Annotated in this window: 12 protein-coding genes and 1 pseudogene; 5 read left to right on the top strand and 8 right to left on the bottom strand. The window is 23.7% G+C overall.

The genetic code is table 4. The features are described 5' to 3' along the window. Window positions 1–67: 67 nt before the first annotated feature. Window positions 68–1,918 (top strand): hypothetical protein, encoded by a 1,851-nt coding sequence (locus AACK97_RS03775; protein ID WP_338968384.1) that lies wholly within the window; start codon window positions 68–70, stop codon window positions 1,916–1,918. 34 nt (window positions 1,919–1,952) lie between these two features. Next, window positions 1,953–2,420 carry a hypothetical protein gene (locus AACK97_RS03770; protein ID WP_338968381.1) on the top strand — a complete coding sequence of 156 codons (468 nt, stop codon included), beginning with the start codon at window positions 1,953–1,955 and terminating at the stop codon, window positions 2,418–2,420. Window positions 2,421–2,641: 221 nt separating this feature from the next. Here the strand turns inward: AACK97_RS03770 and AACK97_RS03765 are convergent, their stop codons facing one another. Then, a complete protein-coding gene (locus AACK97_RS03765) occupies window positions 2,642–3,106 on the bottom strand; it encodes a hypothetical protein (RefSeq protein WP_338968379.1) in 465 nt (154 codons plus the stop codon). Between the two features lie 122 nt (window positions 3,107–3,228). Here AACK97_RS03765 and AACK97_RS03760 point away from each other — a divergent pair, with 122 nt between their 5' ends. Then, the gene (locus AACK97_RS03760; protein WP_338968896.1) at window positions 3,229–4,173 is read left to right on the top strand and encodes an IS30 family transposase; all 945 of its coding nucleotides are present in this window, start codon (window positions 3,229–3,231) and stop codon (window positions 4,171–4,173) included. A 297-nt stretch (window positions 4,174–4,470) separates the two neighbouring features. Here AACK97_RS03760 and AACK97_RS03755 read toward each other — a convergent pair. Then, a protein-coding gene (locus AACK97_RS03755; protein WP_338968894.1) for an IS3 family transposase occupies window positions 4,471–5,582 on the bottom strand; the annotation gives its coding sequence in 2 pieces (ribosomal slippage) (window positions 4,471–5,339 and window positions 5,339–5,582; 1,113 coding nt in all). 66 nt (window positions 5,583–5,648) lie between these two features. Between AACK97_RS03755 and AACK97_RS03750 the strand changes: the two genes are divergently transcribed. Continuing rightward, a complete protein-coding gene (locus AACK97_RS03750) occupies window positions 5,649–6,674 on the top strand; it encodes a DDE-type integrase/transposase/recombinase (RefSeq protein WP_338968973.1) in 1,026 nt (341 codons plus the stop codon). Here the strand turns inward: AACK97_RS03750 and AACK97_RS03745 are convergent. The 6 genes and pseudogenes from AACK97_RS03745 to AACK97_RS03715 all read right to left on the bottom strand — a co-directional run bounded on the left by AACK97_RS03745 (window position 6,671) and on the right by AACK97_RS03715 (window position 13,055). Continuing rightward, a complete protein-coding gene (locus tag AACK97_RS03745) occupies window positions 6,671–7,036 on the bottom strand; it encodes a helix-turn-helix domain-containing protein (protein WP_338968892.1) in 366 nt (121 codons plus the stop codon). The genes AACK97_RS03750 and AACK97_RS03745 overlap by 4 nt on opposite strands. Before the next feature lie 205 nt (window positions 7,037–7,241). After that, complete coding sequence (locus AACK97_RS03740) at window positions 7,242–8,186, bottom strand: IS30 family transposase (RefSeq protein WP_338967744.1); 945 nt, start codon at window positions 8,184–8,186, stop codon at window positions 7,242–7,244. A gap of 33 nt (window positions 8,187–8,219) precedes the next feature. Beyond that, a complete protein-coding gene (locus AACK97_RS03735) occupies window positions 8,220–10,418 on the bottom strand; it encodes a hypothetical protein (RefSeq protein WP_338968890.1) in 2,199 nt (732 codons plus the stop codon). 72 nt (window positions 10,419–10,490) lie between these two features. Then, window positions 10,491–11,421, bottom strand: a pseudogene (locus tag AACK97_RS07645) (IS30 family transposase). An 18-nt stretch (window positions 11,422–11,439) separates the two neighbouring features. After that, window positions 11,440–12,551, bottom strand: a protein-coding gene (locus AACK97_RS03720) for an IS3 family transposase (protein ID WP_338968886.1) whose coding sequence is annotated in 2 segments (ribosomal slippage) — window positions 11,440–12,308 and window positions 12,308–12,551 — 1,113 coding nt in all. Because the reading frame shifts where the segments join, the coding sequence is not laid out codon by codon here. Window positions 12,552–12,686: 135 nt separating this feature from the next. Then, the gene (locus tag AACK97_RS03715) at window positions 12,687–13,055 is read right to left on the bottom strand and encodes a hypothetical protein (RefSeq protein WP_338968884.1); all 369 of its coding nucleotides are present in this window, start codon (window positions 13,053–13,055) and stop codon (window positions 12,687–12,689) included. A 98-nt stretch (window positions 13,056–13,153) separates the two neighbouring features. On the opposite strand from AACK97_RS03715, the gene AACK97_RS03710 reads away from it, so the two are divergent. After that, window positions 13,154–14,098: an IS30 family transposase gene (locus tag AACK97_RS03710; protein WP_338966714.1), complete on the top strand. Its 945-nt coding sequence runs from the start codon at window positions 13,154–13,156 to the stop codon at window positions 14,096–14,098. Window positions 14,099–14,164 lie beyond the last annotated feature (66 nt).

The following is a 14,164-nucleotide window of genomic DNA, read 5'->3' as shown; positions in this document are numbered from 1 at the left end:
AAAAAAGATTAAAACCAAAAGAACAATGAAAAATAAAATATTTTAAAAAGGAGTGATAAAAATGTTTATGAAAATATTTACCGTGTTGATTATTAGTTTCAATAACATTTTTACCATTCCCCAAAACATTAACAATAATGAAACAACAACACAATCATTAATTAGAAATAAAAGAGAAAGCGAAGAAACTTATGTGTTAAATTTATCAAATGTTAAAGTTCAAATTACATATAAATATAACGATAAATATACAATAAATTTTTATAGTACCAAAGAAGAAGAAATTATTAATATTCCAAAGTGATTAAAATATGACGGAACTAGCAGTTGTAAAGAAAATTGAAGACTTAATTGTGGTTTAAAAGATTTAGATTTTGAGAAAAATGATATAGTATGAAACGAACTTAAAAGCTTAAAAATTACAATAAAAAATGACAAAATGTTTGATAAAACAGAATTTATTGCTTCAAATATTCATGTTAAAATTGCCAACAAAACAATTACTACTCCAATAAAAATATTATCTTTTAAAGCAGAAGCACAAATCAAACCAACAACTGATATTGATTTACCAGAAACAACCACTAATTTTGATGGCAAACATAAATATAGCGATGTTATTGATAACCTTAACTATTTAATGATTCATCGTGGTGATTTTGACAAATTCAATTATTCTTATTTATATTGAACGCCAATATTTAATTTCATTGACACCTTAGAAAAAGGTTATTACAAAGAATTTACGATTAAAAATCACGGCTTTAAAAGTGAAAGCTATTTTTATCACAAAAGTTCTACTAGTGAAGATAAAATAAATGAAAATGTTTTAAAAATTAAAGCTTTTAATAAAACCTTAATTGCAGGTAATAACTATTTACAATTATTACACGGTGAAAGCGAAATTTGAAAATATGACACTGCAAATACTAACGATTATTATCTAATTAAGTACCTTTTTGGAACATTAAATTATCTTAGTGTTAAATTTAGTTTTCTACGATATGACCCCGATTTACGAAATGACATTTACCTTTATTTTAAAAACAACATTCCTAGTATTAATAACAGTGATTACAAAAATATTTTTGATGAAATCTATGAAATCCTTGGAAACTTCTTTGCTAGTTTATTTTATGCTACTTTTGATATGGACGAAAAAACTCATACTGAAATTGATTTTAAGGGTATAGAAAACTATAAGAAGGATTACTTTATTCAAATCGGTTTCTTTTATCGTTCCTTAATTACCTTTTATCCCAAAAAATACTTAGTAAATATTATAGGAAACTCAGAATTATTACTAAGAAGTTATTTCTTTACTTTTGACAAAAAAATGCACCAAGATAATTACAATGCTATTAACAATACCAATAGCATTTATCAAATTGATTTTAATGTTCTTAAATCTTATGATAATAAACTGATTACCTTGCCAACCAGCAAGACTGCTAACAGTATTAATTATCTCAACACCGATATTGATATTCGTTACGGTATTAATATTTTTACCTTAACTTTTCCACTTTATCACAAAGGTAACATCTATAACTACAATTTTAAAATTTATGATTTTAATGTATTAAATTCAACAGCTTTTATCCCCGATAGTTTAAATAACAGTGAATGAGATGACTTAATTTCGCCAGCAAATTGCAAATATTCTGGACGATGAATACCAACTTTTAATGATATTGGATGTGCCATTCAAAACGCTGGCATCAAAATGATAAATTGAATACTCACTGCTTCACAAATCATGACGATTTTGCGACCGTTAGCAATTATCGCAAAAGCAACAGTTAACTTTTCAACCGCAATTTTTCCAGTTTTTAAAACAGTACCAGCCTTTTATTACACCTTTCAATTTTTAATCGGTTTTGCCATCTTTTTAATGATATTAAGAATTTTTGTGTAAAATTATAATTCAAACAAATAAAAGGAGTTAAAAAATGAAAATTTTAAATATAATAGTTAGTTTATGGTTAACAATATTATCTATAACTGCTTGTTCAAATAAACCAGACCAATTGTCACCGGCCGAACTGTTAATAATTAACAAATTAAATTTATCAAATGTTAAAATTCAAATTACATATAAATATAACGATAAATATACAATAAATTTTTATAGTACCAAAGAAGAAGAAATTATTAATATTCCAAAGTGATTAAAATATGACGGAACTAGCAGTTGTAAAGAAAATTGAAGACTTAATTGTGGTTTAAAAGATTTAGATTTTGAGAAAAATGATATAGTATGAAACGAACTTAAAAGCTTAAAAATTACAATAAAAAATGACAAAATGTTTGATAAAACAGAATTTATTGCTTCAAATATTCATGTTAAAATTGCCAACAAAACAATTACTACTCCAATAAAAATATTATCTTTTAAAGCAGAATTAAAAAATAATTAAAATAACTCTATACCCTTAAACAAATAAGCAATTTTTATTTTTTTCTCTTTTCTATTTTGACAAAATAGAAACCAGTAATTTTAATTAATTACTGGTTTGAACATTCTTCTTATTTTAAAATAATAAATTTAAACTTTAAAACATTATTTCTAAAATACTTAATATTTTTTTCATAATATTCTTTCTGTTATTCTTTAAAGTTTATTAAAAAATATTTTATTTTATAAATTACAATATAAATAAATTAATGATTGACAATACAAGTTATTGTAGAAGCAGCAACACCAGCAGCGCCACCAGCAACTGCTCCAATAGCCCCCCCCCCCGCTTGCTCCTGCTGCTGCTCCGCCTCCAGTGGCAATTCCTACATTTTTTGCTGCTTCTACACTACCAAAACAATCTGAAAGCATTTTGTCAACATTTTTAACTCCGGGATGAAATTCTTTTATTACATTGTAAATTTTTATTTTATCATTTATTCAATATGCTGTATCTTTACCAGCGTTATCAAATCAATTTTTAACATCATCAAATATGTTTCTTTTATTTCTACTTAAATTTTCTAAATTATTTGTTTGTTGATAATTAATATTATTTTTTGCTATAGCTGGTGCGTTTCCAACAAGTCCTGCCATTCCGCTTCCGGCGATGGTTATTGTTCCTATTAATCCTATTAATTTTTTCATATTAGTCAACTTCCTTTTCGTGAATTTTTACTAATCCTGAAATGTAAAATTAAAAAAAGGACACTTATATAAAAAACAAATTGTGTTAATTCTATAATTAAGAAAAGAAAGGAATTAGCACAATGTATAAGTATTTGACTATTGAATCAATAATAGCAATAAAAGAATATAAAAGTTATGGATTTTCTATTCGTAAAATAGCAAAAGCAATTGATTATAGTAAATCAACTGTACACAGAGTTTGTAAATTATTAAATCAAAACTTATTACCATTAGAAATATTGAATCAAGTTCAAAAAAATAAACAAAATGCAGGTAGAAAATTAATAATTTTAACTTTAACAGAAATTAATACTATCAATCATTTGTTAATTACTAAAAATTATGCTCTTGATATAATTGCTGATTTTTTAAAGAAAAATAAAATAAAAAATATTTCAACAAAAACTTTATATAACATGTTTAAAACAAATCGAATGGGTTTTGATGAAAAAAATTTATTGAGAAAAGGCAAAAATAAACCTCATAAACAAAAAGAAACTAGGGTCAGAATTAATAATTGTAAATCTATTCATGAAAGAAATTTAATCATTCCAAATATTAAAAATATACAAGAATTTGGCCATTTAGAGGGAGATACTATCGTTGGTAAAGATCATAAAAGTTCTATTATTACTTTAGCTGATATATGATCAAAAACCACAATTCCTTTGAAAACTAAAAATCATAAAGCAGAAAGTATTACACAAAGTATAATAAAATTTATTTCAAAATTAATACCAGGAACAATTAAAACTATTACTTTTGATCGTGGTAAAGAATTTAGTAAATGAAAATTAATTGAAAAAAATTGTAATGTTAAAATTTATTTTGCAGATGCCGGAAAACCTTGTCAAAGAGGTTTAAATGAGAACAATAATGGTATTTTAAGAAGATATTTACCAAAATCTACTGATTTATCTTCATATAAACAAAAAGACTTAAATTCTATAGCATTTCAAATTAATTCTACACCCAGAAAATCATTATCTTATAAAAGACCAATAGATTTAATACAATTATTTTAAAAAACTGTCCCATTTATATTTACAATTCAGGAATTAATAAAATTTACCAAATAATCAACAACCTTTCTCAAATTTGTAAAGCTTAATTAATATAAATTAATTATAAAATAATTAAATAAAAATGTCTACTAAAATTAAATATGACCTTTAAAAAATCAACAAAAACAATTAAATAGAAAGCAGGATTATAAACAATGAAATATATTATCGCTGAAAACGAATTATCAGATTTAGAAGCACGCTTACAATGCTGATTAAAGAGTTTTTATGGATTGGCAACCCTTTTTAGGACACTTTTTATGTAGACTGGTATTTTCTAAATTCAACGGGAGTTAAATAATTTAAACTGCCATGAATTCGAATATTGTTATATCAATTAACAAAATCAAATAGTTCGCATTTTAGTTGTGTTAAGTTTGCAAATTTTTTACCGTTAATAAATTCGGTTTTAAAGGTTTTGTAAGTTGCTTCAGCAACAGCATTATCATATGGGCATCCTTTGGAGCTTAATGATCTTTTAATTTTAAAGGTTATTAAAATTTCATCAATAATTTTATTTTTAAACTCATTACCACGATCAGTATGAAATAAAGTTATTTTATTTAATGGTCGTGTTATCTTGTGAAAAGCTTGTTGAACTAATTCAGCAGTTTTATTTGGTCCAGCACTATAGCCAATTACTTCGCGATTAAACAAGTCAATTAATAAACAAATATAATGTCATTTAGTGCCAACTTGAACATATGTTAAATCACTAACAACAACTTCATTTGGTTTTTTGTCATTAAATTGACGATTTAAAACATTATTAATTTCGTCATTATTAACTGTTTTTTTATGATTTCAATATTTTAACTTGGTGTATTTAGAAACCAAATTATTTTTGATCATAATGAATCGGATTTTTCGTCGTGATAAAATGATATTTTTTCTTATTAAAACAGCTTTAATTTTACGAGCACCATAAATCTTGCGACTTTTATTAAATGCACTGATAACTTCTTGTTCATAATTATTAACATCAAACTTGGTGCATTTATTAGTTTGATAATAATATGTTGATTTTAGTAAACCTAAAATCTTACATATTTTCCTCACTGAATATTTATTTTTGTTGTTATTAATTATTGTTATTTTTTCCCGATTATCAGTGCTGCTTGCTTTAAAATGTCATTTTCCATTCGTAATTGTTGGTTTTCTTTTCGCAAGTAAATTAATTCATTTTCTTCGACAGTGCGATTATCTTTTGCTTTAAATGACCCAGAATTATTATAATTTTTAATTCAACTATAAATAGTTGGTTTTGGTAAATTATATTCTTTCCCTAAATTAATAACACTTTTGTCATTTTTGTATAGCATTACAATTTGTTTTTTAAATTCTTCAGAGTATGAGGTTTTATTTCCCATTTTTATATTCCTTCTTTCTTAATAATTTTGAAGTCTATATAATTATGGTCCAACTTATTGTAGCCTATCCATTACCGAGATAAAAACTATCATAAAACTAAAAAACGAGTTAATAGTTATTTAAACCTCTGCAAGCAAGCTTATACCGAAAAAATTACTTTAAAATCATTAATTAGAAAACACTTTCACAATATTGACATAACTTTTTATCGCTGAGCTAAAAAAATTATTACTGGTTACTATGAAAATGATTTTAGTAATTTAATAATTAAATCAACAAAACCGCTGAATCCACATTATCAATTTAACATTGAAAGTCGTAAAAAAGTATGTGATTTATTTTACAAATACAAAAATATCAAAGCGGGTGGTGTTTGGTCGCTATATAATAATCTCCTTAGAGGTGAACATGACGCCCATAAATATAATTTACCAAGAAATATCAGAACATTTTATCGTTGAATTAAAAATGACCCTCGCTATGATAGAATTAGACAAAAAAATAAGGAAAACAAACGCTATTATCACCGTTATGAAGTAAAAGAAATAGGATTAATACAAATGGATGCTAAACACTTTTCCAAGTTAAAATATCCGGTAGAAAAAAATATGTATGTCTATGATTTTATTGACGAAATGACACGCATAGTATTTGGTTATGTTTATGATAGTTTAGGAACTAATAATGCTATTAATGCTGTACAAAGAGCAATATATGATTTTAAAAAGTTTGGAATAGAAGTTAAACGAATTAGAACTGATAATGCTCCTGAATTCACTACTACTAATTGAAGTAATAAAAATGAATATAAGATAAAAGAAAGACCTTTTAGTAAATATTTAAAAGATAATAAGATAATACACGAAACTACTCCAATTCGTTCACCACAAAGTAACGGTAAGATAGAAAGATTTCATAAAAATTATAATAATTTATTATTGTTAGATGATATTAAAAGATTTAATACTAATGAATTACAAATTTATTTAAATGAATATTATTACTTTTATAACTTCCAAAGGAATCATTGAACAATAAAAGACACCCCATTCAATTTTTTAAATAAACTTTTAAAAACCTCTTGAAACTAACATATGTCTGTGCTATAGTACAAAATTGTTTTAAAACTAATAATTCATTCTTGATGAAAATTTTTAATTCTGCCATAAATTTGTTCAGGCGATCAACCTAATAATAATTTTTGTTGTACATATTTTACTAATTCTCTATTTTTAAATTTATGAAAATAAACATGTAATTGTTTTCTATTTTCTGCTTTATTTTGTGCAATTAATGAAAAATAATGATTATTATCTTTATTTCTATTAACTTCTCGATTAATAGTACTAATACTTCGATTAAGATTTTTAGCTATTTCACTAATTTTTACTTTAAATTTCAATTGATTCTCAATATAAATTCTTTCATCTATGCCAAGATGTTTGTATCCCATATAAAAACTCCTTAAATTTACTTTTTCTAAAATAAACTTAGCATCATGAAATTTTTATATGAAATCTTTTGCAATTTTATTTACTTGCACTTACAAGTATAATTCAGCAGATTAAAAAATATTTGGTTATCTTCAAAATATTCATCAATTAATCTTCGCTCATTTTCAATATTACCTGAATTGTAAATATAAATGGGACAGTTTTTTAAAATAATTGTATTAAATCTATTGGTCTTTTATAAGATAATGATTTTCTGGGTGTAGAATTAATTTGAAATGCTATAGAATTTAAGTCTTTTTGTTTATATGAAGATAAATCAGTAGATTTTGGTAAATATCTTCTTAAAATACCATTATTGTTCTCATTTAAACCTCTTTGACAAGGTTTTCCGGCATCTGCAAAATAAATTTTAACATTACAATTTTTTTCAATTAATTTTCATTTACTAAATTCTTTACCACGATCAAAAGTAATAGTTTTAATTGTTCCTGGTATTAATTTTGAAATAAATTTTATTATACTTTGTGTAATACTTTCTGCTTTATGATTTTTAGTTTTCAAAGGAATTGTGGTTTTTGATCATAGATCAGCTAAAGTAATAATAGAACTTTTATGATCTTTACCAACGATAGTATCTCCCTCTAAATGGCCAAATTCTTGTATATTTTTAATATTTGGAATGATTAAATTTCTTTCATGAATAGATTTACAATTATTAATTCTGCCCCTAGTTTCTTTTTGTTTATGAGGTTTATTTTTGCCTTTTCTCAATAAATTTTTTTCATCAAAACCCATTCGATTTGTTTTAAACATGTTATATAAAGTTTTTGTTGAAATATTTTTTATTTTATTTTTCTTTAAAAAATCAGCAATTATATCAAGAGCATAATTTTTAGTAATTAACAAATAATTGATAGTATTAATTTCTGTTAAAGTTAAAATTATTAATTTTCTACCTGCATTTTGTTTATTTTTTTGAACTTGATTCAATATTTCTAATGGTAATAAGTTTTGATTTAATAATTTACAAACTCTGTGTACAGTTGATTTACTATAATCAATTGCTTTTGCTATTTTACGAATAGAAAATCCATAACTTTTATATTCTTTTATTGCTATTATTGATTCAATAGTCAGATACTTATACATTGTGCTAATTCCTTTCTTTTCTTAATTATAGAATTAACACAATTTGTTTTTTATATAAGTGTCCTTTTTAATTTTACATTTCAGGTTATATTTAATATTTTTTAATCTTAACTTAAATATTTTTGTCGGATTGTTAACTAGTATAACTTCTAACTCATCTCTTAAATATTTAAAACGCCGATTACCATCATCACTGTTAATATTAATAACCTTTAAGTTAGCAATCTTTTGTTCTAATTGATAATTAATTTTTGCCAAAATATCATTAATATTACTAGTCGGGGAAACATCTAAATCATATTCTTGATTAAAAAAATCTTCAACTTCATCAATATCATTAGTACCAACATTAACTTTATTAATTGTAACTTTAAAAATAAATTTATTAATACCAAAATTAAGACTAAACTCTAAATCATTATTAGTAAAAGCTTTAAGTTTTGTTGTTGCTTCACCAGCATTAGTTAATTTTAATGTCATTTGCGAATGAATTTTACTTTGCAGATTACTTTGAATCTTATTCACAGCAATTGCTTTAGTATCATCACTAGTAAATAATAAAGCATCCGATTGAGAAATATTATTCACAAATTCTTCAATCTTCTCATAATTAATAATATTTTTTAATTTCACTAAATATCCATAATTTAATATCTTAATTGATGATAAAGACTCATTATATTTAACTAACTTATCAGTAACAGTAAATATATCTTGTTGTTCATTTAATAACCGATTTTCTGGTTGTAATTTCGCAATTTCTTCATTACTAATAGGATTTACAATATGATATTCCTCATTTGCTAAAAGTTTGATTTGATTAATATAATTAACATTAGTTTGTAATTTATTACCCAAAATACTAATAACATCCGCTAATGAATTTTTTGTTGTTAAATTTAAATCTAAAGCATTCGTAAAAAAATTATTCATTAATTCCGCAAAATTTGCTTCATTAATCAAATTCGTGAAATTAATTATTTTTTCCTTTACAGCATTACCAAAATTAACTTTTAATTCCATTGGCGAAAAATCAGAAATTATTTTTGCATTTGGTTTATAATGAACGACAATGCTTAAATCCTTACTCAGATTAGTTTGTAATTCAATATTTACTTTATTAATAAAATCAGTAATCAAACTACCAGCATATAGTGGCGTTTTACTTATTTTTTCTAACTCTGTATCAACTTTTTCTCATATTTTATTAGTTTGCTTATTAGGAATCAAAATCGTTAATGTTTTTATTAATAATTTCTCATTAAGTTTAACAACAAAATTAATATTATGACGCCCAGAAGCAACGAATTGTTGCAATTTAATATTATTATCTTCATATGATACTGCTAGTTGCGAATAAATACTTTTCATATCAGAAGTAACTATTTCTAAAAGATGTTGATAAGTATCAATATCATCTCAATTATGATAATGGGAGCGTTCAAAATAGCGGTTAATATTGCCTTCTACCTTTCAAACTTCTTTAACATTTAAACGAATTGTTTTTAAACGCATCTCATTTCCTAAAATCATTTGAAATTCTATTTGGGCATTATCTTTTAAAAGGTTAGTTTTTGTTGTCGCAAAATTTGCATCTTTTAATTCAAATTCAGAATGAATTTTTTTTGCTTCAAGATTAACCGCCCTAATAAAATCAGCAATTGTATTATTTTCATTTAATTGAAGCAATTTATTATTATTCAATATTGAGTTAAACATATTTCATAATCGTGGCTCATCTTTAACATTATTTAAAGCAATATTTTCCGTTCATGTTTTTTGTCCTAATGAAAAATTCACATTAAAACGATTAATACCAATTAATAAATTCTTATTACCTAACATCATATCAGAAATTCAGATTTTTATTCCATAATAATGCTCTTTCATTTTAGTTTCTAAAATAGCAACAACATCATTTCTTTTTTGAGAAATTGTAAATTCTAAATTAGAAAAAATATTAATTCACGCAAAAACTTTTTTTATCGTATCATTAACGGTTTGAATATTAATTAATTTTAATTTCTTAGAAAAAGATTTTTTTTGATAAGTAATTAAAATTCAAAATGAATCACGAAAAGTATTTAATTTCAACTGATAACTACTATACAATAAGTCAACAATAATAGAACTATCAATTAGCATTATTTTCTTTTTTAACACTTCTAAAACATCAATCCCTTTATTTAATTCAGTTAAATTAAAATCATGTTCACTATTAAAAAAAATCATAATTTGTTCTCTTATAACTTCTAATTGCGTTGCAAAAAAATCCTGAATTGTAAATATAAATGGGACAGTTTTTTAAAATAATTGTATTAAATCTATTGGTCTTTTATAAGATAATGATTTTCTGGGTGTAGAATTAATTTGAAATGCTATAGAATTTAAGTCTTTTTGTTTATATGAAGATAAATCAGTAGATTTTGGTAAATATCTTCTTAAAATACCATTATTGTTCTCATTTAAACCTCTTTGACAAGGTTTTCCGGCATCTGCAAAATAAATTTTAACATTACAATTTTTTTCAATTAATTTTCATTTACTAAATTCTTTACCACGATCAAAAGTAATAGTTTTAATTGTTCCTGGTATTAATTTTGAAATAAATTTTATTATACTTTGTGTAATACTTTCTGCTTTATGATTTTTAGTTTTCAAAGGAATTGTGGTTTTTGATCATATATCAGCTAAAGTAATAATAGAACTTTTATGATCTTTACCAACGATAGTATCTCCCTCTAAATGGCCAAATTCTTGTATATTTTTTAATATTTGGAATGATTAAATTTCTTTCATGAATAGATTTACAATTATTAATTCTGCCCCTAGTTTCTTTTTGTTTATGAGGTTTATTTTTGCCTTTTCTCAATAAATTTTTTTCATCAAAACCCATTCGATTTGTTTTAAACATGTTATATAAAGTTTTTGTTGAAATATTTTTTATTTTATTTTTCTTTAAAAAATCAGCAATTATATCAAGAGCATAATTTTTAGTAATTAACAAATGATTGATAGTATTAATTTCTGTTAAAGTTAAAATTATTAATTTTCTACCTGCATTTTGTTTATTTTTTTGAACTTGATTCAATATTTCTAATGGTAATAAGTTTTGATTTAATAATTTACAAACTCTGTGTACAGTTGATTTACTATAATCAATTGCTTTTGCTATTTTACGAATAGAAAATCCATAACTTTTATATTCTTTTATTGCTATTATTTGGATTGGCAACCCTTTTTAGGACACTTTTTATGTAGACTGGTATTTTCTAAATTCAACGGGAGTTAAATAATTTAAACTGCCATGAATTCGAATATTGTTATATCAATTAACAAAATCAAATAGTTCGCATTTTAGTTGTGTTAAGTTTGCAAATTTTTTACCGTTAATAAATTCGGTTTTAAAGGTTTTGTAAGTTGCTTCAGCAACAGCATTATCATATGGGCATCCTTTGGAGCTTAATGATCTTTTAATTTTAAAGGTTATTAAAATTTCATCAATAATTTTATTTTTAAACTCATTACCACGTTCAGTATGAAATAAAGTTATTTTATTTAATGGTCGTGTTATCTTGTGAAAAGCTTGTTGAACTAATTCAGCAGTTTTATTTGATCCAGCACTATAGCCAATTACTTCGCGATTAAACAAGTCAATTAATAAACAAATATAATGTCATTTAGTGCCAACTTGAACATATGTTAAATCACTAACAACAACTTCATTTGGTTTTTTGTCATTAAATTGACGATTTAAAACATTATTAATTTCGTCATTATTAACTGTTTTTTTATGATTACAATATTTTAACTTGGTGTATTTAGAAACCAAATTATTTTTGATCATAATGAATCGGATTTTTCGTCGTGATAAAATGATATTTTTTCTTATTAAAACAGCTTTAATTTTACGAGCACCATAAATCTTGCGACTTTTATTAAATGCACTGATAACTTCTTGTTCATAATTATTAACATCAAACTTGGTGCATTTATTAGTTTGATAATAATATGTTGATTTTAGTAAACCTAAAATCTTACATATTTTCCTCACTGAATATTTATTTTTATTGTTATTAATTATTGTTATTTTTTCCCGATTATCAGTGCTGCTTGCTTTAAAATGTCATTTTCCATTCGTAATTGTTGGTTTTCTTTTCGCAAGTAAATTAATTCATTTTCTTCGACAGTGCGATTATCTTTTGCTTTAAATGACCCAGAATTATTATAATTTTTAATTCAACTATAAATAGTTGGTTTTGGTAAATTATATTCTTTCCCTAAATTAATAACACTTTTGTCATTTTTGTATAGCATTACAATTTGTTTTTTAAATTCTTCAGAGTATGAGGTTTTATTTCCCATTTTTATATATTCCTTCTTTCTTAATAATTTTGAAGTCTATATAATTATGGTCCAACTTATTGTAGCCTATCCAATTGATTCAATAGTCAGATACTTATACATTGTGCTAATTCCTTTTTTTTCTTAATTATAGAATTAACACAATTTGTTTTTTATATAAGTGTCCTTTTTAATTTTACATTTCAGGTAAATAAAATTTCTAGTAACATTCTGAAATTGAATTTTCATTACTAATTGACACTTATTTGTTGAGTCACATATATTAGTAATTTTTCTTGGATGATTATTTTTAATAACTTCAATATTTGTAGCAATATTTTTTAATTTTTGAGCAATATTATTTTCAATTTCTGTTTCTAACTGCTCACCAATAAGATATAAATTATGAATTTTATTAAAAAAATTTTCAATCTGTCCTCAAACATTTTCATCATTATATTTCAAAATATGTGTAGCATTTGACTGATAATTAACTTGGTAAATACTAATATTACTATGAAACATACTCATAATAATACCTGAAATGTAAAATTAAAAAGGACACTTATATAAAAAACAAATTGTGTTAATTCTATAATTAAGAAAAAAAAGGAATTAGCACAATGTATAAGTATCTGACTATTGAATCAATAATAGCAATAAAAGAATATAAAAGTTATGGATTTTCTATTCGTAAAATAGCAAAAGCAATTGATTATAGTAAATCAACTGTACACAGAGTTTGTAAATTATTAAATCAAAACTTATTACCATTAGAAATATTGAATCAAGTTCAAAAAAATAAACAAAATGCAGGTAGAAAATTAATAATTTTAACTTTAACAGAAATTAATACTATCAATCATTTGTTAATTACTAAAAATTATGCTCTTGATATAATTGCTGATTTTTTAAAGAAAAATAAAATAAAAAATATTTCAACAAAAACTTTATATAACATGTTTAAAACAAATCGAATGGGTTTTGATGAAAAAAATTTATTGAGAAAAGGCAAAAATAAACCTCATAAACAAAAAGAAACTAGGGGCAGAATTAATAATTGTAAATCTATTCATGAAAGAAATTTAATCATTCCAAATATTAAAAATATACAAGAATTTGGCCATTTAGAGGGAGATACTATCGTTGGTAAAGATCATAAAAGTTCTATTATTACTTTAGCTGATATATGATCAAAAACCACAATTCCTTTGAAAACTAAAAATCATAAAGCAGAAAGTATTACACAAAGTATAATAAAATTTATTTCAAAATTAATACCAGGAACAATTAAAACTATTACTTTTGATCGTGGTAAAGAATTTAGTAAATGAAAATTAATTGAAAAAAATTGTAATGTTAAAATTTATTTTGCAGATGCCGGAAAACCTTGTCAAAGAGGTTTAAATGAGAACAATAATGGTATTTTAAGAAGATATTTACCAAAATCTACTGATTTATCTTCATATAAACAAAAAGACTTAAATTCTATAGCATTTCAAATTAATTCTACACCCAGAAAATCATTATCTTATAAAAGACCAATAGATTTAATACAATTATTTTAAAAAACTGTCCCATTTATATTTACAATTCAGGTAATTAAAACAAACCATAATTTTATTGATTTTTGC

It is taken from the genome of Spiroplasma endosymbiont of Lonchoptera lutea (genome assembly GCF_964019715.1).
Lineage (GTDB): Bacteria > Bacillota_I > Bacilli_A > Mycoplasmatales > Nriv7 > Nriv7.
Note: the sequence above shows the minus strand (reverse complement) of the source record. Positions and strands in the feature narration are given on the sequence as shown.